At 64.3% G+C, this 23,589-nt stretch carries 21 protein-coding genes and 1 tRNA gene; 8 read left to right on the plus strand and 14 right to left on the minus strand.

The window, feature by feature from the left end:
* The first annotated feature begins 100 nt into the window (after nt 1-100).
* Nucleotides 101-1,051: a patatin-like phospholipase family protein gene (locus CYJ10_RS18710; protein ID WP_101682984.1), complete on the plus strand. Its 951-nt coding sequence runs from the start codon at nt 101-103 to the stop codon at nt 1,049-1,051.
* 203 nt (nt 1,052-1,254) lie between these two features.
* Here CYJ10_RS18710 and CYJ10_RS18715 read toward each other — a convergent pair whose 3' ends face one another.
* From CYJ10_RS18715 to CYJ10_RS18735, 5 genes are all read right to left on the minus strand, one after another.
* The gene (locus CYJ10_RS18715; RefSeq protein ID WP_066734394.1) at nt 1,255-1,929 is read right to left on the minus strand and encodes a C40 family peptidase; all 675 of its coding nucleotides are present in this window, start codon (nt 1,927-1,929) and stop codon (nt 1,255-1,257) included.
* 349 nt (nt 1,930-2,278) lie between these two features.
* Complete coding sequence (locus CYJ10_RS18720) at nt 2,279-3,949, minus strand: ABC transporter ATP-binding protein (protein ID WP_445347043.1); 1,671 nt, start codon at nt 3,947-3,949, stop codon at nt 2,279-2,281.
* Nucleotides 3,946-5,064 (minus strand): ABC transporter permease, encoded by a 1,119-nt coding sequence (locus CYJ10_RS18725; protein ID WP_101682985.1) that lies wholly within the window; start codon nt 5,062-5,064, stop codon nt 3,946-3,948. The genes CYJ10_RS18720 and CYJ10_RS18725 overlap by 4 nt, the downstream gene beginning before the upstream one ends.
* Complete coding sequence (locus CYJ10_RS18730) at nt 5,061-6,110, minus strand: microcin C ABC transporter permease YejB (protein ID WP_092594140.1); 1,050 nt, start codon at nt 6,108-6,110, stop codon at nt 5,061-5,063. Before CYJ10_RS18730 ends, CYJ10_RS18725 begins: the two co-directional genes overlap by 4 nt.
* A gap of 34 nt (nt 6,111-6,144) precedes the next feature.
* Complete coding sequence (locus CYJ10_RS18735; RefSeq protein WP_101682986.1) at nt 6,145-8,031, minus strand: extracellular solute-binding protein; 1,887 nt, start codon at nt 8,029-8,031, stop codon at nt 6,145-6,147.
* Between the two features lie 215 nt (nt 8,032-8,246).
* On the opposite strand from CYJ10_RS18735, the gene fabI reads away from it, so the two are divergent.
* Nucleotides 8,247-9,029: an enoyl-ACP reductase FabI gene (gene fabI / locus CYJ10_RS18740; protein ID WP_101682987.1), complete on the plus strand. Its 783-nt coding sequence runs from the start codon at nt 8,247-8,249 to the stop codon at nt 9,027-9,029.
* An 86-nt stretch (nt 9,030-9,115) separates the two neighbouring features.
* Here the strand turns inward: fabI and CYJ10_RS18745 are convergent, their stop codons facing one another.
* On the minus strand, nt 9,116-10,015 hold the full coding sequence (locus CYJ10_RS18745) for a LysR family transcriptional regulator (protein ID WP_101682988.1): 900 nt from the start codon (nt 10,013-10,015) through the stop codon (nt 9,116-9,118).
* Between the two features lie 101 nt (nt 10,016-10,116).
* Here CYJ10_RS18745 and CYJ10_RS18750 point away from each other — a divergent pair, with 101 nt between their 5' ends.
* From CYJ10_RS18750 to CYJ10_RS18760, 3 genes are all read left to right on the plus strand, one after another.
* Nucleotides 10,117-12,108 carry an alkyl/aryl-sulfatase gene (locus CYJ10_RS18750; RefSeq protein ID WP_101682989.1) on the plus strand — a complete coding sequence of 664 codons (1,992 nt, stop codon included), beginning with the start codon at nt 10,117-10,119 and terminating at the stop codon, nt 12,106-12,108.
* Between the two features lie 35 nt (nt 12,109-12,143).
* The gene (locus CYJ10_RS18755; RefSeq protein WP_101682990.1) at nt 12,144-13,793 is read left to right on the plus strand and encodes a GMC family oxidoreductase; all 1,650 of its coding nucleotides are present in this window, start codon (nt 12,144-12,146) and stop codon (nt 13,791-13,793) included.
* Between the two features lie 310 nt (nt 13,794-14,103).
* Nucleotides 14,104-14,331 carry a DUF2188 domain-containing protein gene (locus CYJ10_RS18760; protein WP_101682991.1) on the plus strand — a complete coding sequence of 76 codons (228 nt, stop codon included), beginning with the start codon at nt 14,104-14,106 and terminating at the stop codon, nt 14,329-14,331.
* Between the two features lie 37 nt (nt 14,332-14,368).
* Here the strand turns inward: CYJ10_RS18760 and CYJ10_RS18765 are convergent, their stop codons facing one another.
* The 3 genes from CYJ10_RS18765 to hmpA all read right to left on the minus strand — a co-directional run bounded on the left by CYJ10_RS18765 (nt 14,369) and on the right by hmpA (nt 16,809).
* Nucleotides 14,369-14,605 carry a DUF2795 domain-containing protein gene (locus CYJ10_RS18765; protein WP_101682992.1) on the minus strand — a complete coding sequence of 79 codons (237 nt, stop codon included), beginning with the start codon at nt 14,603-14,605 and terminating at the stop codon, nt 14,369-14,371.
* A 28-nt stretch (nt 14,606-14,633) separates the two neighbouring features.
* On the minus strand, nt 14,634-15,491 hold the full coding sequence (locus CYJ10_RS18770) for an SDR family NAD(P)-dependent oxidoreductase (RefSeq protein WP_308302980.1): 858 nt from the start codon (nt 15,489-15,491) through the stop codon (nt 14,634-14,636).
* Between the two features lie 106 nt (nt 15,492-15,597).
* On the minus strand, nt 15,598-16,809 hold the full coding sequence (gene hmpA / locus CYJ10_RS18775) for an NO-inducible flavohemoprotein (protein ID WP_101682994.1): 1,212 nt from the start codon (nt 16,807-16,809) through the stop codon (nt 15,598-15,600).
* A 417-nt stretch (nt 16,810-17,226) separates the two neighbouring features.
* On the opposite strand from hmpA, the gene CYJ10_RS34845 reads away from it, so the two are divergent.
* The gene (locus CYJ10_RS34845; RefSeq protein ID WP_101682995.1) at nt 17,227-17,451 is read left to right on the plus strand and encodes a GDCCVxC domain-containing (seleno)protein; all 225 of its coding nucleotides are present in this window, start codon (nt 17,227-17,229) and stop codon (nt 17,449-17,451) included.
* Between the two features lie 37 nt (nt 17,452-17,488).
* Here CYJ10_RS34845 and CYJ10_RS18785 read toward each other — a convergent pair whose 3' ends face one another.
* Both CYJ10_RS18785 and CYJ10_RS18790 read right to left on the minus strand, forming a co-directional pair.
* The gene (locus tag CYJ10_RS18785) at nt 17,489-17,845 is read right to left on the minus strand and encodes a c-type cytochrome (RefSeq protein WP_374703282.1); all 357 of its coding nucleotides are present in this window, start codon (nt 17,843-17,845) and stop codon (nt 17,489-17,491) included.
* Between the two features lie 75 nt (nt 17,846-17,920).
* Nucleotides 17,921-18,802: a LysR family transcriptional regulator gene (locus CYJ10_RS18790; protein ID WP_101682997.1), complete on the minus strand. Its 882-nt coding sequence runs from the start codon at nt 18,800-18,802 to the stop codon at nt 17,921-17,923.
* 150 nt (nt 18,803-18,952) lie between these two features.
* Between CYJ10_RS18790 and CYJ10_RS18795 the strand changes: the two genes are divergently transcribed.
* A complete protein-coding gene (locus CYJ10_RS18795) occupies nt 18,953-19,636 on the plus strand; it encodes a peroxiredoxin-like family protein (RefSeq protein ID WP_101682998.1) in 684 nt (227 codons plus the stop codon).
* A 612-nt stretch (nt 19,637-20,248) separates the two neighbouring features.
* Nucleotides 20,249-21,091, plus strand: a complete 843-nt coding sequence (locus CYJ10_RS18800; protein ID WP_101683182.1) for a lysophospholipid acyltransferase family protein — start codon at nt 20,249-20,251, stop codon at nt 21,089-21,091.
* A 165-nt stretch (nt 21,092-21,256) separates the two neighbouring features.
* On the opposite strand, the gene fliD is transcribed toward CYJ10_RS18800, so the two are convergent.
* The 3 genes from fliD to CYJ10_RS18815 all read right to left on the minus strand — a co-directional run bounded on the left by fliD (nt 21,257) and on the right by CYJ10_RS18815 (nt 23,522).
* Nucleotides 21,257-21,742 carry a flagellar filament capping protein FliD gene (gene fliD / locus CYJ10_RS18805; protein ID WP_101682999.1) on the minus strand — a complete coding sequence of 162 codons (486 nt, stop codon included), beginning with the start codon at nt 21,740-21,742 and terminating at the stop codon, nt 21,257-21,259.
* 267 nt (nt 21,743-22,009) lie between these two features.
* Nucleotides 22,010-22,086: transfer RNA gene (locus tag CYJ10_RS18810), tRNA-Arg, on the minus strand.
* A 161-nt stretch (nt 22,087-22,247) separates the two neighbouring features.
* The gene (locus CYJ10_RS18815; RefSeq protein WP_101683183.1) at nt 22,248-23,522 is read right to left on the minus strand and encodes a sensor domain-containing diguanylate cyclase; all 1,275 of its coding nucleotides are present in this window, start codon (nt 23,520-23,522) and stop codon (nt 22,248-22,250) included.
* Between the last annotated feature and the right edge of the window lie 67 nt (nt 23,523-23,589).

Consider the following 23,589-nt stretch of genomic DNA (forward strand, 5'->3'; position numbering starts at 1 on the left):
TGCTTGCCACCGGTCTGAATCTCGGCTGCGCGCGCCCGGCTACGCGATGCGCGCCCCGCCGATGCCCGGTACATCACTTCCGCCTTAGTTTCTCACCTCGATGCAACGACGACATTTTCTTGGCGCCTCGGCGGCCTTGCTGCTGGCAGCCTGCTCGTTCGGCCCGAAGCCGACCACCCCGGCCTCCACGCCCACAACGGCCGCCGTGCCGCCCGTCGCCACGCCGCCGCGACCGATCCGGATCGGTCTCGCACTGGGTGGTGGCGCCGCCCGTGGATTCGCCCATATCGGCGTCATCAAGGCGCTGGAAGCCCAGGGCATTCATGTCGATATCGTCACGGGCACCAGCGCAGGGTCGGTGGTGGCCGCGCTCTACGCCACCGGCATGGACGGCTTCCAGCTCAACAAGCTGGCGCTGACGATGGACGAAGCCGCCATCGCAGACTGGGCCCTGCCCTTCGGCACCAAATTTGGCGGCTGGCTCAAGGGCGAGGCGCTGCAGAACTACGTGAACCGGCTGGTCAAGAACCGCCCGATCGAGGCCATGAAGCTGCCGCTGGGCATTGTCGCCACCGATCTGAAGTCCGGCGAGCGCATCGTCTTCCGGCGCGGCAATACCGGCCAGGCCGTGCGCGCGTCCAGCAGCGTGCCGGGCGTGTTCCAGCCGGTGTCGATCGCCGGCCACGACTACGTCGACGGCGGCCTGGTCGAACCCGTGCCGGTGGATGCGGCGCGCGAGATGGGAGCCGACTTCGTGATCGCCGTGAACATCTCCGCCGATCCGTCGAACCAGAAGAACAACGGGCAAAGCGGCGTGCTGCTGCAAACCACCGCCATCATGGGGCAGTCGATCAACCGCATGGCGCTGTCGCGCGCCGACGTTGTGATCCGCCCCGATCTGCCTGACATGGGCGGCAGCGACTTCGCCTCGCGCAACCGGGCCATCCTGGCTGGCGAGCAAGCCACGTCTGCGGTGATCGGCGCGCTGCGCGAGAAGCTGGCGGCGGCGCGACTGCGCCCCGCACAGCCGGGCACGATCGCCATCCAATAGGAAAGGTGCCGGAAAGGCGCCGGAAAGGTGCCGCCCGTCGGTTGTCACATGTCCTGTCACATCGCCCCCGCGCCTGACAGAAATCGTCACCCTGATGACAGAGGATGTCACCCTTTGGTGGGGTATATGTATTAAGACATAGCACTGACGGACAATAAAAAAGGACTGCCGAAGCAGTCCTTTTTTATTGTGCGAACGATGCGTCAACCGCCAAACATCGTACGACCCTGGGCATTCGGATCGAAGCGCTTGAGCGTCTCGATCATGCTGCCCGTGTTTTCGACCGAGCCACGGGCCGAGTCGTCGATGCGACGGGCACCGTTGTAGCGCGTGACCCAGTACGACGCACGCATGTCGTCAACACGGATCTTGCTGCCGGTGGACGGCGCATGCACGAACTTGTTGTCGCCAATATAGATGCCGACGTGCGAGAACGTATGGCGCATCGTGTTGAAGAACACGAGATCGCCCGGACGCAGCTCGTTGACTGCCACGGTGGTGCCCACCTGGCTCATTTCGACGGAACGGCGCGGCAACATGAAGCCGAAGGTGTCGTTGAACACGTAGCGGACAAAGCCGCTGCAGTCCAGACCCGATTCGGGGCTGTTACCGCCGAAGCGATAACGCACACCAATCAGGCCCAGCGCGTTCATGACCAGGTCGCCAGCCTTGCTGGCAACGTTGCTGGTGGAGTTCATCACCGACGACAGCAAGCCACGCTTGCCTTCCGGATGCGCGTCCGCGTCTACGCGGGCCTCGATCCGGGCGTCGGGGTCCTTGAACACCGTATCCGCCAGCACTCCATTCGACACAGTCGCACCGCAGGCAATGGCAATTCCGATAGCGGCGCGCGCCAGGGAATGAAGTACCGTTTGCATTGGCTCTCCTGATGATCGGACAAATCTGACCGGCAAATCAGACATAGCCGGACAGCGTGAAAACATCAGGGCGGAACGTACGCAAGAAGTACGCCAGCGGACAACTGCACCTGCCGCGTGCAACATCGACCTTCCCCAAGGCCTGCATGCGGCGGACGAACCACCCCCGACAAAACTCATCGCGGGATAGTAAAGTACCCACCCTTGACGTGTCAAAGATGGTTACAACTTTCCCGCAAAGCGCCAGCAAATCAATGAATTAGCGCAAAAAACGTATTCTGTTTCTCGGATTCTTTATAAAGATTCCGTGTTACTTCGGCGTGACAAAGCGTGCTGCAATGCACATCATTCAGGCCGCACCCAACTGCGCAGCAGCCATCAGCTTTCTTGTATACGGATGCTGCGGCGCACCGAGTACGGTTTCCGTCTCGCCTGACTCCACCACTTCACCGTTCTTCATGACGATGACTCGGTGCGCCATCGCACGAATCACGGCCAGATCGTGGCTGATGAACAGATAGCTGAGGTTGTACTTGTGTTGCAGCTGTGACAGCAGCGCCAACACCTGCTGCTGGATCGAGACGTCAAGTGCCGAAGTCGGCTCATCCAGCACCAGTACCTGAGGTTTCAGGATCAGCACGCGGGCGATGGCAATGCGCTGGCGTTGGCCGCCGGAGAATTCGTGCGGATAGCGGCCCAGCGCCGTGCGGTCCAGGCCCACCTCTCGCAGCGCCTCGATCACGCGTTCGCGCATGGCTTCTTTCGTCAGGCCCGGCTGGTGCAACGCCAGCCCCTCGCCCACGATTTGCTCGATCGTCATGCGCGGAGACAGCGAGCCGAACGGGTCCTGGAACACCACCTGCATGCGCTTGCGCAGCGCGCTGCGTTCCTTTTGCGTACAGGCGTCGAAACTGCGGCCCAGGAACTGGATTTCCCCGCCGCTCTTGCGCTGCAGTGCCAGCACCGCGTGCGCCAGCGTGGTTTTGCCGGACCCCGATTCGCCGACGATGCCAACGGTCTCGCCCTCGCGCAATTGCAGCGTGACGTCTTTGACCGCGGCAAACGCCTCCTTGCCGAACCAGCCCGCAATGCCAGCCCGCTTCTTCTGGTAGTTCACACACAGCGCGTCGGTTTCCAGCAGCACCGGCGCCAGCGGCACCAGCGGCAGCACCTCGCGCCGGGGCCGGCTGTCGATCAGCTTGCGCGTATAGGGATGATGGGGGTTGGCAAAGACCTCGGCGGTCTCGCCGGTTTCGACCAGCACGCCCTTTTCCATCACGCCCACACGCTGCGCGAACGCGCGCACCATGTTCAGGTCGTGCGTGATCAGCATGACGGCCATGCCGAATTCGGCCTGCAGGCTGCGCAGCAGATCCAGGATCTGGGCGCGGATCGTGACGTCGAGCGCCGTCGTGGGCTCGTCGGCCAGCAGCAGTTTGGGGCGACAGGCCAGCGCCATGGCGATCATCGCGCGCTGGCGCTGCCCGCCCGACAACTGGTGCGGAAAACTGTTGAAGCGGTTGGCCGCGTCGCTGATGCCGGTACGCTCCAGCAGCGCAATGGCGCGTTCGCGCGCAGTGCGGCGGTCCAGGCCCTCGTGCAGCGCCAGCGTCTCCACGATCTGGTTGCCGATCGTATAGAGCGGGTTCAGCGCCGTCATCGGCTCCTGGAAGATCATCGCGATCTCCGACCCGCGGATGCCGCGCATCTCGCGATCGGATACCTGGAGCAGGTCCTTGCCCTCGAAGCGGATGGCGCCGTGGTAGCGCGCGTCTTCGACCAGCCGCAACATGGCCAGCGCCGTCACGGTCTTGCCGGAGCCGGACTCGCCCACCAGCGCGTAGCGCTCGCCGGCGCGCAGGTCGAAGCTGACGTCGCGCACCGCGTGCGTGGCGTGCTCGCCTTCGCCAAAGGTCACCGACAGGTGATCCACGCACATGAGCTTGGTGCCGGGCTCGGGGATATCCACCGGGTCCGGAAACACCGGATTCATCGCCGTTACGGGATTCGCGGAGTTCATGGGGTGGCCTCCGCCGCCGCGCCACCGGCCGGCACCTTCGGCTCCACCCGGCCCCGCAAGTGGGCCAGGCCCAGACGGGTGTCGAATGCATCACGCAGCGCGTCACCCATGAAGGTGAGCAGCAGCAAGGTCACCACCAGCACGGCAAACGTCGACAGCGAAATCCACCAGGCGTCCAGGTTGGCCTTGCCCTGGGCCAGCAGTTCACCCAGGCTCGGCGTGGTCGGCGGCACACCCAAACCCAGGAAGTCCAGGCTGGTCAGCGCCAGGATGGCCGCGCTCATGCGGAACGGCAGGAACGTGATGACCGGCGTCAGGCTGTTCGGCAAGATATGACGCCACATGATCTGCACGTTCGACAGCCCCAGCGCCCGCGCGGCCTTTACGTAGTCCAGCGACCTGTTGCGGTAGAACTCGGCGCGCACGTAGTCGGACAGACCCATCCAGCCGAACAGCGACAGCAGGATGATCAGCAGCGCCAGGCTAGGCTCGAAAATCGACGCAAAGATGATCAGCAGGTAAAGCTCGGGCATCGAACTCCAGATTTCGATGGCGCGCTGCGAAATCAGGTCGAAGCGCCCGCCAAAGAAGCCCATCAGCGCCCCGGTCAGCGTGCCGATCAGCACGCCGATGACCGTCAGGGCCAGCCCGAACAGTACCGATACTCGGAAACCGTAAAGCAGGCGTGCCAGCACGTCGCGGCCACGGTCGTCGGTGCCCAGCCAGTTGTCGGCCGACGGCGGCGCCGGGTTCGGCTCCTTGGCGAAGTAGTTGATCGAATCGTAGGAATAGTGATTCGGGGGATAGATGGCGAAGTTGCCATTCGACGTGATCCGGTCACGGATGAACGGGTCCAGGTAGTCGGCCCGCGTCGGGAAATCGCCATCGAACGTGGTTTCGGGGTACGACTTGACGATCGGGAAGTAGTACTCGCCCTTGTAGCGCACCACCAGCGGCCGGTCGCTCGACAGCAGTTCGGCACCCATGCTGAAGACGAATATGAATACGAACAGCACCAGGCTCCAGTAGCCCAGCCGGTTGCGCCGAAAGCGCTGCCACGCACGCTGGCGCGGCGACAGCGAATGCGGCAGGCCGTTCTTGGCGGCAGCTTTCATCGGTGCATCCCCTCGAAATGGATGCGCGGATCCACCATGACGTAGCAGACATCCGAGATCAGGCGCGTCACCAGCCCGATCAGCGTGAACAGGTACAGCGTGCCCAGCACCACCGGATAATCGCGGCGCAGCACGGCCTCATACGACAGCAGGCCCAGGCCGTCGAGCGAAAACAGCGTCTCGATCAGCAGCGAACCCGTGAAGAACGCCCCGATGAAGGCGGCCGGGAAGCCCGTGACCAGCGGGATCAGGGCGTTGCGGAACACGTGCTTCCACAGCACGCGCCGCTCCGACAAACCCTTGGCGCGGGCGGTCAGCACGTACTGCTTGCGGATTTCTTCCAGGAAGGCGTTCTTGGTCAGCATCGTCACCACCGCGAAGCTGCCCACCACGGACGCCGTGATCGGCAGCACCAGGTGCCACAGATAGTCCATGACCTTGCCCATCAGCGACAGCTGGTCCCAGTCGTCGGAAGTCAGCCCGCGCAGCGGGAACCACTGCACGAAGGTGCCGCCTCCGAACAGCACCAGCAGCAGCACGCCCAGCACGAAGCCAGGAATGGCATAGCCCACCAGCACGATCATGCTGCTGATGACGTCGAATCGACTGCCCGCCCGGATCGCCTTGGAGATCCCGAGCGGCACCGATATCAGATAAGTCAGAAAGAATGTCCAGAGCCCCAGGCTGATCGACACGGGCATCTTCGACTTGACCAGCTCCCAGACGCTGCGGTGCTGGAAGTAGCTCTGGCCCAGATCGAACTGGGCAAACCGCTTGAGCATCATGAAATAGCGCTCCAGCGGCGGTTTGTCGAAGCCGTAGAGCGCCTGGATTTCCTTGATCTTGTCGGGGTCCACGCCGCGCCGGCCGCGGTATTCCGCGCCGCCGCCACTGGCTTCCCCACCGCCGCCCCGGCCCTTCATCTCGAGCATCATCTGCTCGACCGGGCCGCCGGGCACAAACTGGATCACGACAAAGGTAAGCGTCACCACCCCGACCAGCGTCGGGATCATCAGCAGGATGCGCTTCAGCAGATAGGCAAGCATTGGCCGTCCGATTGGGGATGACTGGATGACTGAATTACTGGGTCTTCGGCGCCAGGTCCTTGCGCCACCAGCTTGAAAGAATCCAGCCCTCCGCGGTGTAGTAGTACGGCAGGCGGGTCGGATACCCCAGTTCCCGGCGGTACGACACACGGTGGAAAGCACTGTACCAGTTCGGCACGATGTAGTAGCCGTGCATCAGCACGCGGTCCAGCGCGCGCCCGGCGGTGATCAGTTCGTCGCGGGTTTCGGCGTGCAGCACGGCGTCCACGAGCTTGTCCACGGCCGGCGACTTCAGGCCGAACAGGTTGTCCGATCCGGGCATGGCGGCGGCCTCGGCCGCAAACCGGTCGCGCAGCTCGTTGCCGGGGCTCTGCGAATCCGGGAAGCGGATCGACACCATGTCGAAGTCGAAATCCTCCAGCCGCTTCTGGTACAGCGCGAAGTCGGTGGTGCGCTGGTGCACCTCGATGCCGAGCTTCTCCAGATTGCGCACGTAGGCCGTGATGACGCGGCTCATGGCACCGCCATCGTCGAGGAACTCGAACACCATCGGCTCGCCCTTGGCGTTGCGCAGTGCGCCGTCGTCGTAGGTCCAGCCGGCCTGGGCCAGCAGGCGGCGCGCGTCGCGCAGGTTGTCACGCAGCGACCGGGGCGCCGCCGTGCTCGGCTGCACCACGTCTGCGCCAAACACTTCGGCCGGCAACTGGGCGCGCAGGGGCTCCAGCAGCTTCAGCTCCCCGGCGCCGGGCCGGCCGTCGAAGGTGGTGCTGGCGGCCAGTTCGCTGTTCGAGAACCAGCTATCGAGCCGCTTGTAGGCGCCATAGAACAACTGGCGATTCAGCCACTCGAAATCGAGGGCCAGGATCAGGGCCTGACGCACGCGCACGTCCTGGAACATCGGCTTGCGCATGTTCATCACGAAGCCCTGCATGCCGGCGCCGTTGCGGTGCGGGAATTCGGTCTTGATCAGGTTGCCGTCGCGGAACTTGGTGCCAACGTAGCTCTTGGCCCAGTTCTTCGAGCGGTATTCGACGATGGCATCGAACTCGCCCGCCTTGAATGCCTCCAGCTTGGCGGTCTCGTCCTTGTAGAGCCGGTAGACCACGCGCCCGAAGTTGAACGTGCCGCGCCGCACGTTGAGGTTCTTGCCCCAGTAATTCGGATCTCGCTGGAATACGATGCCGCGACCGGCGTCGTAGCGCTCGATCTTGTACGGGCCGCTGGCAATCGGTTCCTCGAACGTCAGCTTCTCGAACGGCACCTTGGCCGTCCACTTCTTCGAGAACACGGGAAGCTGCCCGACGATCAGCGGCAATTCGGCGTTGCGCTGCTTGAAGTCAAAGCGGATCGAGCGTTCGCCGGTCACCACCACGGCCTTCACGTCGGTACACATGCTGCGGTAGCCCGGGCTGGCGGACTTGCTCATCAGCATGTCGTAGGAATACTTGACGTCGGTGGCCAGCACCGGATCGCCATTGACGAAGCGGGCCTCGGGCCGGATATGGAACGTGACCGACAACTGGTCGGGGGCCACCGTCACGTCGTCGGCCAGCAGGCCGTAGGCGCTGGCCGTCTCGTCGGCGCTGCTGATCAGCAGCGTCTCGAACATCAGCGAGGTCAGGCCCGGCGCGGACGTGCCCTTCAGCGTGAACGGATTGAATTTGTCGAAACTGGTACGGCGGTCGGGATTGGCCAGCGTCAGCGTGCCACCCTGCGGCGCATCGGGGTTGACATAGTCGAACTGGCCAAAATTGGGCGGATACTTGAGATCGCCGTGGAGCGCGAAACCATGCGCGCCGTAGCCCAATGAGGGAAAACCCGCACCCAGCACGGTCAACAGTGCCAGCGCCCATTGCACTACCGCGCGTCGACGGAAGCACTGCCCTGCCGCCAGACGCGGCCAACGTGCATGAATCAGCATCCGGTTGCAGACCTCCACAATGCCCGAGACGGCCCGACGGCTTGTGGCCGGGCGAAGTTGTGCGACAATTTTACATGCGTTCGGGTGGCGCCCAACCATCCGGACATTCCCTCTACGCGGCGCAACAAACAGCGGGGATTTGCCTCCCTGCCATGCACCGGACACGGGCCAGTGCATGAAGCATGCCCGTCCCCCACAAACAATCTGGAGAATTTATGGGATTTCTGGCAGGTAAGCGGATCCTGATTACGGGCTTGCTCTCGAACCGTTCCATCGCCTACGGCATTGCGTCGGCCTGCAAGCGCGAAGGCGCCGAGCTGGCCTTCACGTACGTGGGCGAGCGTTTCAAGGACCGCATCACGGACTTCGCCAAGGAATTCGGCTCCGACATGATCTACGAATGCGACGTCGGCAGCGATGAACAGATCGCCGCCACGTTCGCCGCTTTGGGGCAGCGCTGGGACAAATTCGACGGTCTGGTGCATTCGATCGGTTTTGCACCGCGCGAAGCCATCGCCGGCGACTTCCTGGACGGCCTGTCGCGCGAAGGCTTCCGCATTGCGCACGACATCTCGGCGTACAGCTTCCCGGCACTGGCCAAGGCCGCCCTGCCGCTGCTGAACGACAAGGCTTCGCTGCTGACGCTGACGTACCTGGGCGCCGAGCGCGTGGTGCCGAACTACAACACGATGGGCCTGGCCAAGGCGTCGCTGGAAGCCAGCGTGCGCTACCTGGCATCGGCCGTGGGTCCGAAGGGCATTCGTGCCAACGGCATCTCCGCTGGCCCGATCAAGACGCTGGCCGCGTCGGGCATCAAGGACTTCGGCAAGCTGCTCAAGCACTTCGAGGACGTGGCCCCGATGCGCCGCAACGTGACGATCGAGGAAGTCGGCAACGTGGCCGCCTTCCTGCTGTCGGACCTGTCCAGCGGCGTGACCGGTGAAATCACGTACGTCGACGGCGGCTACAACATCGTCGGCACGGCCGTCGAAGAGTAAGCGGCCAACGCCCCGCCACGCGGCAAGCCTCTCCGCCGCACCGAAAAGCGCCCTCTGGGGCGCTTTTTCTTTTACCAGCCCCATCTTCACGTCCGCGCGACGGCCTCGATCACGGCCACCGCCCGTTCAGCCGCCGGCGACAGCGTCCGCTGCGCCAGCCGCACGATCGCAAACTGCATCGTGATTTCGGGCAACTCCGGAATATCCAGCGCCACGAGCCGCCCGGCCTCGACCAGTTCCTCGCGCACGGCCCGCGCCGGGGCCAGCAGCAAGGCGTCGGCATGGCGCACCAGGTGCGTCAGCGCGCGGAAATCGTTGCTTTCCACCTGGAAGGGCAATTCCTCGCCCGGCTTGCAGCGCAGCAGCTTGCGCAGCCGTTCGTGGGTCTCGGGCGGGAATACCACCGAGACCAGCGCCGATTCGCGCAGCGTGGCCAGGCTCACGGGCCCGGCCGCCAGCGGATGCCCCACGCGGGCATAGACGCCGCCCGGCCCCGCCGGCAGTCGTGTCACCTCCAGTTCCGCAGCCGTGGGCACGGTGCTGTGCTCCACCACCACGAAATCCACCTGCTCGGCGTGCAAGGCATCGAGCAATGCGGCCGGATGGCTGACCTCGGTGGTGATGCGCAGCTTCGGCCATTGCCGGTGCAACTGGCTCAGCAGCTCCGGCAGCAGGATGGCCGCCGGAAACGCGCCCAGCCCAATCTGCACGCTGCCAATCTCGTGCTGGCGCACCAGCGCCAGATCGCGCGCCAGGCAGCCCGACTCGAAGAGAATGCGCCGGGCGCGCTCGGTCACCATGCGGCCCACCGTAGTCAGCGTCACGCCACGTGCGCCACGGTCGAACAACACCGCGCCGGCCTCTTCCTCCAGCGCCTGGATGCTGCGCGTCAGCGCCGGCTGGCTCAGATGCACGCGCCGCGCCGCCGCAGCCAGCGAGCCCTCTTCCGCCACCGCCACCAGATGTTCGAGCCGTTTCAGGTTCATGTATGCACCATACGCATTACTGCGATACGAAATTTGCAATTGAATTATAGGTGCGGCGCGCTTTCAATGGATGCCTTGCCCAACCGAGGAGTCGATTTCCCATGCGCCTTGCCCGCACTGCCATGCTGGCCGCAGCCGTCCTGGCCCTGCCCGTCGCCCCGGCCGTATTGGCCGCACCGGTGGATCCGAATGCCGCCACGCCGCTGACCGAGCAATCGAACGCCGAATGGCTGCGTCGCCTGCCGTTTTCGGATCGCGCCGACTTCGAGGACGCCAAACGCGGGCTGGTTGCGCGCTTTCCCCAGTCGGCCATCAAGACGGCGGACGGCAAGGCGGCGTGGGATTTCAACGCCTACGCGTTCGAGTCGGCGGCGGACGCCCCCAAGACGGTCAACCCCAGCCTGTGGCGGCTGGCGCAGTTGAACAACGAAGCGGGCCTGTTCAAGGTCACGGACCGCGTGTACCAGGTGCGCGGTGCCGACATCGCCAACATGAACATCATCGAGGGCGACACCGGCCTGATCGTCATCGACACGCTGCTGACGGCCGAGACCGCCCGCGCCGCGCTGGATCTGTACTACGCCCACCGCCCCCGCAAGCCGGTGCTGGCCGTGATCTACACCCACAGCCACGTCGACCACTTCGGCGGCGTGCGCGGCATCGTCAACGAAGCCGATGTGAAGAGCGGCAAGGTGGATATCCTGGCGCCGAGCGGCTTCATGGACGAAGCGGTCAGCGAGAACGTACTGGCCGGCAGCGCCATGAGCCGCCGCGCACAGTACATGTATGGCACACAGTTGCCGAAAAGCGCCACGGGCCAGGTCGATACCGGTCTGGGCAAAGCCACGGCGCGCGGCACCATGACGCTGCTGGCGCCCACGTCGTCGATCACTAAGCCGATCGAGACGCGGCGCATCGATGGCGTCGACCTCGAATTCCAGCTGACGCCCGGCACCGAGGCGCCGGCGGAAATGAACGTCTACCTGCCGCAGTTCCGCACGCTGTGCATCGCCGAAAACGCGGTGCGTACCCAGCACAACCTGCTGACGCTGCGCGGCGCGCAGGTGCGCGATGCCAAGGGCTGGTCGTACTTCCTGGGCCAGGCGCTGCTGCGCTACGGCGAGCGCACCGACATCCTGATCGGCCAGCATCACTGGCCCACCTGGGGCCGCGAGCGCATCGTCGAAATGCTATCCGACCAGCGCGACATGTACGCCTACCTGAACGACCAGGCGCTGCGCCTGATGAACCAGGGCTACACGCCGCTGGACATCGCCGATCAGCTAAAAACCCTGCCGCAGCCGCTGGCCAGCAAATGGTATGCGCGCGACTACTACGGATCGGTCAGCCACAACGTTCGCGCGGTGTACCAGCGCTACCTGGGCTTCTATGACGGCAACCCGGCACACCTGAATCCGTTGCCGCCCGAGCAGGCCGCAAAGAAGACCATCGAATGGATGGGTGGCCCGGACGCGGTGCTGGCCCGCCTGCGCGACGCCTACGCGCGTGGCGAGTACCGCTGGGTCAGCCAGATCGGCAATGAACTGGTGTTTGCCGATCCGTCGAATGCCGCCGCCCGCGCGCTGCAGGCCGATGCACTGGAACAACTGGGCTACCAGAGCGAGAACGCCACCTGGCGCAATATCTACCTGACCGGCGCCCAGGAATTGCGCGATGGCGTAGCCAAGCCGTCCAGCACGGGCACCAGTTCGTCGGACCTGGTCCGCGCGCTGAGTGTGCCGAACTTCTTCGATTTCCTGGCGGTGCGACTGAACGCCGACAAGGCCGCCGGCAAGACCATGACGCTGAACTGGCAGTTCACCGACCTGAAGCAGCGCTATGCCATGACGCTGCGCAACAGTGCGCTGACCTACGTGGCCGAAGCCCAGCACGCGCAGCCCACCGCCGCGGTCACGCTGACCAAGGCCACGCTGGACCAGATCAGCCTGAAACAGCTGACGCTGCCGCAGGCCATGCAGTCCGGCGCGGTCCGGATAGACGGTAATCCGCAAGCCGTGGCAGGCTTGTTCGGCATGCTCGACACGTTCGACCCGAACTTCAATATCGTGACGCCGCACGGCTTCCAGAAATAACACCCCACAAGAACAACGCCGAGGAGACACCATTCATGGGCGACACCAGCTTCGACTACATCATCGTGGGCGCCGGCTCGGCCGGCTGTGCCCTGGCCGGACGGCTGGCGGACCAGCCAGGCGTGACCGTGGCCCTGCTCGAATCGGGGCCTGACGACCATCACCCCAGTGTCTGGACCCCGCTGGCCATCGCCAGGACGGTGCCCCACCCGGGGCCGCGCAACTACGGCTTCCGTACCGTACCGCAGGCCGGCCTGAACGGCCGCGAGTCGTACCAGCCGCGCGGGCGCGGGCTGGGCGGCAGTTCGTCGATCAACGCGATGCTCTACGTGCGCGGCCACTGCAGCGATTACGACCGCTGGGCCGAACTGGGCTGCGAAGGCTGGGGCTACGACGCCGTGCTGCCCTACTTCCGACGCAGCGAGTGCAACCAGCGCAATGCCGGCCGCGACGACGCCTGGCACGGCGGCAGCGGCCCGCTGCATGTCAGCGACCTGCGCACGCCGAATCCGTTCTCGCGCCGCTTCGTGCAGGCCGCGGCGCAAGCCGGCCTGCCGCTGAACCAGGATTTCAACGGTGCCGAACAGGAAGGCGTGGGGCTGTACCAGGCCACGCAGTTCAACGGCGAACGCTGGAACGCCGCGCGCGCCTACCTGCATCGCGGCAACCGCGCCGACGCCGGCCACAACGGCGGCCGCCAGAACCTTTGCGTGATGACGGGGACGCAGGCGCTGCGCATCGTGTTCGAGGGCAAGCGCGCGGTGGGCGTGGAAGTGGCGCGCAACGGCCAGACGCAGACGCTGCGCGCGCGGCGCGAGGTAATCGTCAGCGGCGGCGCCTTCCATTCGCCGCAACTGCTGATGGCATCGGGCGTCGGCCCGGCCGATCACCTGCGCAGCGTGGGCGTGGCCGTGGTACACGACCTGCCCGGCGTGGGACAGAACCTGCAGGACCATCTCGACGTCATCATCGGCAAGCCGGTCACGTCGTGGCACCTCTACGGCTATTCGCTGCGCGGCGTGGCGCGCATGGCCGGCGAGGTCATGCGCTACCGCTGGCGGCGCACCGGGATGCTGGCGTCACCCGTGGCCGAGGCTGGCGCCTTCGTCCGCACCCGCCCCGGACTGGGCGCCCCCGACCTGCAACTGCATTTCGCGCCGGCGCTGCTGGGCAATTCCAACGTGCTGCGCCATGGCAGGCCCGGCCACGGCTATTCCTGCCATGCCTGCGTGCTGCGTCCCGAAAGCCGCGGCACGGTGGAACTGGCATCGGTCGACATGCGCGAAGCGCCAAGGATCGATCCCCGCTTCCTGTCGGCGTCGTCCGACCTGGACGGCATGGTGGCCGGCGTGAAGCTGATGCGGCGGATCTTCGCCCAGTCGGCCTTGGCGGACGCGGGCGGCAACGATCCGCTGGCCGCCCTGCTCGGGCCCGGCGAAGGCGACGATGCGGCGATCCGCGACTTCGTGCGCGCCCATGCCGACACCATCTACCACCCGGTGGGCACCTGCAAGATGGGGGTCGACGCGATGGCCGTGGTGGACCCGCAACTGCGGGTCCACGGCGTGGAACGCCTGCGCGTGGTGGACGCCTCGGTCATGCCCACGCTGATTGGCGGCAACACCAACGCGCCCACCATCATGATCGCCGAGCGCGCGGCCGACCTGGTACGCATGGCAGCCTGAGTCAGCACCCGCCGCAAACAAGGGGCGGCCCGAGCGGGCGGCCCCGATGTCACCGTATCGGCACCCCCTGCGCACAGCGCGACGGGGCCATGACGGGCCGATGCAGATTGGCGCTGTAGGCCATACCACCACTGGCAAGAAATGCGTCCACCCCCGGGGCGACGCCGACGCACGTTGCGCGCCCATGCCTCGCCCCGCTCGCGCCCCATTCGTGCCAAGGCCGCGCCAATTCGTGCCAAAGCCGTGGCAAAGTCGGCGCCAGCACGGAAGGTGCGGGCGGCAACTGGACAGCGTCAGGCGGGAGACTCTCATGGCCACGCATAACGTACACGTCGTCCGAACCGAAAAGCACGGCTGGGCCGTGGAGGTGGAAGGCACCGACGGGGCCACGTCACACTATCCATCGCAGCAGGAGGCCATTGCCGCCGGCGCGGTAAAGGCCAGGCAGGACAAGGTCGAACTGGTCGTCCACGGCGAGGACGGCCAGGTGCAACGCACGGCATCGTTCGACCCTATCGTCGACGACATGCGCAAATAGCCGCGCGGCCCGATCCACCGGCTGGCGGCCCGCCCGCCTACCGGGCGGGGTCGCCCTGGTGCGCAGCCACCGCTTCGGACACCTGCGTGAAGCCTTCGTAGTTCTGCTCCGGGATGCGCATCAGCGCGTTGATGATGTGGTCGTCCGCATGGTTGTCGCGGGCGGTGGAGATCAGCGCACCGCGCGTGGCGGGATAGTCGAGGCCCTTGAGCGCCTTTTGCAGTGCGGTCGGATCCGGGCTGCCGGAAGGGGCTTGCGGCTTGCTGTCGGCCATGGTTTTGCTCCTGTCGGTGACGCGCGCTTCAGCGCACGGCATCTTTCGAATTCCGGTCCTTGTCGAGCGGCTCGGCCATCTTGCGGTGCTGTTCGGCCAGCAGCTGCGACGGGGTGATCGACGCAATGGCCGCCCGGAGCTTGTTCTGCCAGCCGGTCACGACCTCCGCCTCGCCCCGCATCATGGCCTCGAAGCCTTGCAGGGCCACATCCGCCGGATCGTCCTTCTTCGCTTCGCCCATGCGGGTATCCAGCATGTCGGCGCGGCGGAAGAACTCGGTCTCGGTGGCGCCCGGCATCAGGCAAGTGACGCTGACGTGGAAATCGGCCAGTTCGTGGCGCAGCGCAAACGCGAACGAATCCAGAAACGCCTTCGTGCCGTTGTAGACCGCCTGGTAGGTGCCGGGCATCAGGCCCGCAATCGAACCGGTAATCAGGATGCGGCCGGCGCGGTTCTCGCGCATGTGTCGCCCAACGCTGTGCAGCAGGTACAGCGTGCCCACGATGTTCGTTTCGAGCACCCGGGCGATATCGCAAAAATCCTGGTCTACAAACGCGTGCCCCAGGCCCCGGCCGGCGTTGGCACACAGCACGTCGATGCGCCGCCCACGCACGCTGGCTAGTAATTCGTCCACACCTGCGCGGGTGGAAAGGTCCGCGACCAGCGACTCCACAATCACGCCGTTGTCTTGCAGCTTGGCGGCGGCATCCGAAATCTCGGGTTCGTCAGCGACGACGATCAAATCCATGCCGCTGTCCGCGCAGCAGTGCGCCAGATGGAAGCCAATGCCGGTGGACGCGCCGGTGACAATGGCGAGCGGGCGCAGGTCAGGGATATCCTGCAGCCCCAGCTCGGCATACTCCATATCGCTGTTTGACGAGTTCACGGCCGCCTCCCTGTCGGAACGTATCTATCCGGCAGCGTGCAAATGCCATACCAGCGGCCATACCGGCGGCCACGCGCGCGCAGTGCGCGTTCGCGGCTGTGCGCGGCTACTCGGCGAACAGGTCGGGGCCAAATACCTCGTAGTGAATATGTGCCTCGCGCAACCCTAGCTGCTTCAGCGCATCGTGCTGCATGCGCATGAACGGGATCGGCCCGCAGATGTAGTAGTCGGCATCCGGCAGCTGGATGGCCTGCTGAATCTTCGCGACGTCCACAAACCCGGCATGGTCGTAGTCACGGCCCGCCACATCGTCGGGCAAGGGGCTGTCATAGAACACGATCAGCTTGAAGTTCGGTTGCGTCCTGGCGGTCTCGCGCAGGCGGTCACGCATCGCATGGACGGTGCCGTTGCGCGCCCCATGCACGAACACCACTTGCCGGTCAGGGTCCTGGATGGCGCGCTTGAGCATGCTGATCATCGGCGTCAGGCCCACGCCCCCGCTGATCAGCACGATTGGCGTTTTGGCGTGTACATCGATGTGGAACGTGCCATATGGCGCCGCGACCTTGATCTGGTCGCCCGCGGCCACATGGTCGTGGAGCAGGTTCGACACGTAGCCGGCCGGCTTGCCCTCGTCCCGCTCCCGCTTGACCGAAATACGGTAGCTTCGCGCGTTCGGCATGTCGGACAGGCTGTACTGGCGAATCTGCTGCAGCCCCAGTGCCGGCACATCCACCGCCACGCTGATGTACTGCCCCGGCTCAAAATTCAGCACCGGGCCGCCATCGACCGGTTCCAGCACGAACGATGTGATCACGCTGCTCTCGGGCCGCTTGTCGCGCACCACGAAAGTACGCCACCCCGCCCAGCCGCCCGGCTGGCTGGCCGACTGCTCGTAGAGCCCGCTCTCCATGCCCATCAGCACATCGGCCAGGTTTCCGTAGGCCTGGGCCCATGCCGAAATGATCTCGTCCGTGGCGGCGCTGCCTAGCACTTCCTTGATGGCGGCCAGCAGATGCTCGCCGACGATCGGGTACTGCTCGGGCTTGACGCCCAGGCTGGCGTGCTTGTTGGCGATATTGCCAAGCACAGCCATCAGGCTGCTGGGATCGTCGATATTTTCCGCGTACGCATAGACGGCGCGCGCCAACGCCTGCTGTTGCTGGCCCTGTTCCTGGTGCGCTATGTTGAAGACGTTCTTCAGTTCCGGATGCGCCACGAACATGCGCCCGTAAAAGTACTTGATGATGTCGAGGCCATGCTGCGCCAGGACTGGCGCGGTAGCCTTCACGATCTCCTTGGTCTGCTGCGTCAACATGTCTTTCGCTCCTGTCGAGATAGGGAGAGCGCCCGGACGCCGCCTGGGCCATCCGCATCGCGCGTCATGACGGCCGTCGCCACGCGCCTGTCCCAAGCCCCAAGCCCCGCGCAGGGCAACGCTGTTCTGATCGGATTGTAGGAATCAGGGAAGCCAGTTTCGGGGAGCGTCCGCGAAAACTGTCACTTTGAAGCGCAACTGGAGGATCGAAAACCGTGCAGGGATCACTATCGACAGGCTCCGCCAACGCTGCGGGGTCGATTGCGGATTTTGAAGGTCCCTTCTGGATCAATCAGAGGACCTTAGCGTGCGTGCCGGCTAAGATCGGCCAGAAAGCGTCATTCCTCACGGCAGTAAAATCCTTGACGATTCAATCCTCCTTTTTGCACCTGAGGGCATTGAAAGTGACGACGACCCATCCTTGAATCCACGTTGACCTGCCCGCATTGCGGACACGTGTCGATCGAAGTGATGCCGACCGACGCTTGCCTCTACTTCCATGAATGCACGAGGTGCAAGGCATTGCTTTCCCCGAAGTCTGGCGACTGCTGCGTCTTCTGTTCGTTTGGCTCGGTCAAGTGCCCGCCCATTCAGGAAGCACGCGCTTGCTGCGCGGGCTCCGCTACGCCAGCCAAACGTTAAGTGCGGCCCGAAAGCAGCCTCCTGCACTGACCGGAAATCATCGGCTTTTTAAGATCTCGTCATTCATGTATTGATTGATATCGCGCAGATCCTGGATCCGCCATGAGAACGGCGGTAGCTTTACGCCATTCTCTTTCAACGTTTTAGGAATCAAATCTCCATTCGGTCGAAGCACTATCGACGAAACAATGACGCCCGGATAATCATTCAGTCGTTTCTTGAAAGCGGACGTTTTCAGGTTTGGGGTTAGCGGATTGCTTTTGGTGGCCAATGCTCCCGATCCTTTGAGATCGGCGCCGTGGCACATGGCGCACCTCTGAAAATAGATATTTTTCCCATTGGAATTATCTGCGAACGCTGACGATGCTGAAATCACCAGCGCGGCGATGAGTATTTTTTCATTTTTATGTGGCGTTGCCGTATAAATGAGATCGGAATCGAGCAGGAGCCTGGGAGGCGCCAGCGTATATCAAAGGTCAACGAGGTTTTTCGCAAGATAATCCACGAATGCGCGTGCCGACGGCTTGGCAGCGCGCCCTGCCGCAAATACCGCATTGACCTCCATTGGTTCGAGCGCCCACTCCGGGAGGATATGGACGAGGGTGCCTTGAGATATTTCCTCCTGGCACCCCCACCGCCCAAGACACGCAATGCCGAGTCCGGAGACTGCCGCCGTCGCCGCAGCTTCGTTGACATTGACCACCAGCCGGCCGTCGAGGTCCACCGATGTTTCGCGGCCTTCGCGCTGGAAAATCCAGCCGGCCATCGCCGCCGGGCCGACGACGATGGAATGGGAAGGCAGTTCCGCCGGCGAGACCGGGACACCGGCACGCTGCAGGTAGCTGGGCGAAGCGACCAGAATGCGGTGGGACGTGCCAATTTTTCTGGCGGTCGCTGAAGAATCCGGCAGCGCACCGAAGCGCAGGGCGACATCGACGCCCTCCACCACCAGGTTTTGCCGCTGATCGCTCATCGTCATGTCGACACGCAGTCCGGGATGCAGGTCCATGAAACCGGGCAGCCGCGGAATGATCTGTCGCATCGCCAAGCTCGCCGGCACGCCTACGCGCAGGATGCCGCGCAACTCTCCCGTGCCTCTGGCGGCATGGTCCGCTTCATCGAGCGCGGCAAGGATCGGCTCGATGCGTGCCAGGTAGTCGGACCCGGCCTCGGTCAGCGAGACAGCCCGCGTCGTACGCGTCAGCAACGCAGCGCCCACTTCGGCCTCCAGCCCAGAGATGATGCGGGACACGGAGGGTTGGGATAGCTGCATGGCACGCCCCGCAACGGAAAAGCTGCCACCACGGGCCACGCGCACAAACAGGCGCAGCGCAAAAAGCCGATCACTCATAGCGCCTCCCAAGCCTGGGTTATTCATTTGCAGAACGGATATATCTTAGTTGATGCTGTCGCATACCGCATCGCCGGCAAATGAACGAAATTATCTCCAACGAAGCGGCGCACATCGCCAGACGCTTCGCCCCAAGACCTGGAGTCGATCATGTCCCTGCAAGCCAAACTCGATGCATTCAAAGCCGCGCTGGAATCTGGCGCCCCGCCCTACAACGTCCCGCGCTTTGTCGTGGACGCCATTCACCGGCAAACCGATGAGCTGATCGAAAGCGGTCAAGCCGGCCGCGCCCGCAAGGCTGGCGATGGCGACCAGGCGCCCGTGTTCTCGTTGCATGACGCCCACGGCAATACGGTCGATCTGGGCGACTTGCTCGCGAAGGGGCCTGTCGTCGTGACGTTCTACCGTGGCGTCTGGTGCCCGTATTGCAATATGGATTTGCAGGCGCTGGAGGCGGCCCGTCCGGAGATCGAGGCACGCGGCGCAACGATGGTCGCCATCTCGATGCAATCGGCGGTCAACAGCCGAAAGGCCGTCACGCAGAACAAGCTGGGGTTTCCGATCCTCAACGACCCGCGTGGCGCGGTGGCCGACGCATTCGGCCTGCGATTCGCCCTGCCCGATTACCTCATTGACATCTACAAGAATGCCTTCAAGACCGACCTTGCCGTGATCAACGATGATCCATCGTGGACGCTGCCCATGCCGGCGCGCTACATCATTGGCCAGGACGGCGTCATCGCTTACGCCGAGGTGAATCCCGACTACACGCAGCGCCCCGATCCCAGTGAGCTTTTGCCCACGCTGGACCGCCTGCGTCAGATTGCGGCGTAACGCCACGGCTGTTCATCACCCGAAGACGGGTGTTTTGGCCGCCAATCTGGAAAATTGAATTCGCCACCGCAGAGCAATACGTGACGCGTACGCGATATAAAATTCCATCCGCAGATGCCCATCGACAAGGGGCCATCTGCAGGGTGAGGGAGAATGACTCCCTTCACTTTTTCGGTAAGCATGGCTCTTTGCCGATAAGGGTGCAGCGCTGAACAGCTGCACCCCGTTTTTAGGGCGCGATACGTCTGCGCGATCGACCGGGTCTATCGGGGTTCATGGCAGTTCCGACATCCTCGCCCGCCCACACCGAATAGCCGCCAGCAAATACGAGACACCAGAACAAGGCGTACACCGTTGCCGCGCAACCGAGGGACGGGACACAGCTCATCAGAATGTGGTCCAGCGCACATAGCGCCCTACAGCGTTGCGCCGCGCGCCTCGCCCCTTTGGCCATGTTTTCGGCATGCTCACAATATCCATGCCGTGCAACAGTCTTTTCCAACTCGGTGCTTTATCCGCGCGGCCGGCTACGGTAAAACCACCGTCCCGTACTCGCAAAAGACGACCCCCGTTTTCGCCCAGGTCTTGGACTCCAACACTCGCTCTCACTGGCTGCCCACACTTTGCCGCGCGCTGGCAGTGCTACCCCTTCCCGTGCTGCACGCCACCGGTCGTGCGCTAGGCCGTCTCGTCTACGCCTTGCCCGGCCGATATCGGCAGCGCCTGCAGGAAAATGCCGCGCAGGCCGGCTATCCGGATGCCAGCTTCGCGCGCCGCTCGGCCGCAGAAGCCGGCGCCATGATCCTGGAGACCTGTCGCATCTGGTTTCGTAATGACGACAGTATCGCGCGCGTGATCTGCGACGACTGGGACGTGATCGACACCGCCCGCGCCGAAGGCAAGGGCATCTTGTTCCTGACCCCGCACCTGGGCAGCTTCGAGATCACGGCACGCTACGTTGCCAGGCGCATGCCGCTTACGGTGATGTTCCGCACGCCCCACCAGGAATATCTGCGTGCGCTGATGGACAGCGCGCGCTCCACCTCTGATCTGACCGCCGTGCCAGCCGCTTCGCAGGGCGTGCGCGCCTTCATGCGGGCGCTGCGTCAAGGCGGTGCGGTGGGCTTGCTGCCCGACCAGGCACCGAGCCTTGGCGAGGGCGTGTGGGTACCTTTCTTTGGCCGCCAGGCATTCACCATGACGCTGCCGGGCAAACTGGCTGCGCAGGCTAAAGTGGCGGTGATCCTCGCGTCGGGCGAGCGCCTGCCACGCGGGCGCGGATGGCGCCTGCACCTGATGCGGCTGCCCGGCGAGATGCCGGATGAACCCGCAGCCCAGGCCACCCTGCTCAACGGCGCGATGGAAACGCTGATCCGGCGATTTCCCGAACAATACCTTTGGAGCTACAACCGCTACAAGGCGCCTCCGGGCGCGCCGCCTCGGCCAGCCGAATAAACACACCGCCAAACCGTCCGCATGCCCTGAGCCGGCCCTGGTGATGGACTTCGGCGAAAGACGTGCAGCAGGCCGAGCCGGAACTTGACGGGATTCGGTCCCGCCAACTGGACGATCTCACGCAGACGATATGTCTCGGATCGGGCTCGCCAACGACCTCGGCCGTTATCGGCGCAGCAACCTCATCTGCGCCGAGAACGCAGCGTTCGCGCTATTTGACTGGTTCAAAAACATGTCGAGCTGCGCGTACTGCGCCCGATACGTCTCCATCAGTGCGGAAGCCCGGCGCGTCTCAGTGTCATAGCGGCTGGAAATGCCGTTCAACGTTTCCTGAACCTCGTGCTCGCTCTTTGCGATGGCGCCGCTGTCAGCGAGTGCGTTGTCGACAAAGCCACCGGTCGCGGCCGCGAGCCCTGATTTTCCGTCATCGCCCAGCAACACTTTCTTGACGACGTCCGGATGCTCTTCCATCGCCCGCTCCAAGGCTTTCGTATCCACTGACAGGGTCCCGTCGGAGCTCTGGGTGATGCCAATCGACTTCAACGTTGAAGGGTCAGCATTGTTGATGACGCTGTCGAGCGCGGCCTTGACATTGCGTAGCGCGTCATCGCCGAGCAGCGCGCTGCCTGTCTTCCTTCGTGGTCTTGTCAAACGATGATTGGCTTCGCAGCGCGGCCTGAACGCCGTTGAATCCCTTCACAAAGGACTGAACAGCATCAACCACCTTCGCCTTGTTCCCGGAGCCCCCAATATCCGATCATTCAATTTCCGGAGTTCGCCATGACGCGATCTTTCACTACGCGTTCGCGACTTGCGGCGCGGGTGATCTCAGAGGGATAAAAATGGGGCGACTTCTTCACGTTTGCAAGGTTGTCTCCACCAAGCAGTGGCAAACAAGTCGCAAACCGTTGATTTGATTGGCCCGCCCTAGAGGAGTCGAACCTCTGACCGCTCGCTTAGAAGGCGAGTGCTCTATCCAACTGAGCTAAGGGCGGATGGCCGGGGCCATGAGGGCCTTGCCGTTGCGGCAAGGCGTGCATTCTACCGCACTGGTTGCGCAAGGGGAACGCGCCGGCGACGACCCGATGCGGGCCATCGTTGCAGCGACCCCAGGGGTCGTCGGTCCGGCGAAACGGAAGGCGTGGGCGCGCGCGCCTCAGGACGATTCTCGCTCGCGCACACGCGGGCGGCGGGGCATGCCGACGCCTTCGGCCGTGTCGTGCGACGACACGCAGTTGCGGCCCATCTGCTTGGCATCGTAGAGCGCGCGGTCGGCGCGCCGCATGACCGCATCGGCATTCTCGCCGACCTGGCGTTCGGCCATGCCGATGCTGACCGTATAGGCAATGGGATCGGGGTCCGACGGGCACGGGGTCGAACGCACCAGCGCGCTCAGGCGCACGCTGATGGCGCGACCGGTTTCCAGCGTAGTGTCGGGCATCACAATCGCAAATTCCTCGCCGCCCAACCGGCCAAGCACGGCACGCGCCGGCGCCGCCTTGCGCAGCAAACCCGCGAAATGGCGCAGGACGCTATCCCCCGCCAGATGCCCGTAGAGGTCGTTGATAGCCTTGAAGTGATCCAGGTCGATGAAGGCCACGGTGAAGGCGGTGCGCTGGCGTTCCGCCTGCTTGCACGCCAGCTCCAGCTCTTCCCAGAAGGCGCCGCGCGACAGCACGTCGGTCAGGTCGTCATGCCGCGCACGGCGTTCGATGATGCGCCGCAGGCGGTCATGCGCCATCAGCGCGAAGCTGATCGACAGCCCCACCACGCCGAACACAAAGCAAAGCGTGATGTTGCCGCGCTCGTCCGGCGTCACCAGCGGGTGGCCGTCGACCAGCGTCGACAGGGGCGCCCAGGCCTGGGCGCCCGCGAAAACGGTGCAGGCCAGCGCCACGAGGGTGAGCGAGAGAATGGCCAGGCGGCCGGTGCCGCGCTTCGCCGGCAAACGCGGCACGACGACCCGGATCATTTCCAGCAGCAGCAGCATCTGGATCACCGACGATCCGAGCATCAGCCCGGCGACCGTCGCCGGTGACATCGGCATCGACAATTCGGCCGACAAAGCACCGGGCGCCAGGCCCGCCAGCCCGCCGAGCGCATGCAAGGCCAGCACAACCAGGCCAGGCAGATTCAGCACGGCCAGCACAATGGGCCGCCCCGCTTTGCCAACAAAATGGCGCGTGCCGTGGACCATCATCGACAGCCCGGCGGTCAGCGCCAGTTCGGGCAGCGCCGCCAGCGGCCATTCGGGACGATATCCATGAACGGCCAACAACACCGCGGCCAGGGTCACTACCAGATCGCCGATTGCCCACGAGGTGAGCCCGCTGCGCTCCATACCTGCAGAGCGCCGCAACACGGCACAGACGATCGCCATCTGCAGCACGAACAAGGCCGCGATCAGCACTACCACCTGCGACTGAAACATCTTCATTCCCGTTCACAAAGGCATCGCCGGTGCTCCGCACGGCACCGGACTACCTTCTGTTTGCGGC

It is taken from the genome of Cupriavidus pauculus (assembly GCF_002858765.1).
Lineage (GTDB): Bacteria > Pseudomonadota > Gammaproteobacteria > Burkholderiales > Burkholderiaceae > Cupriavidus > Cupriavidus pauculus_B.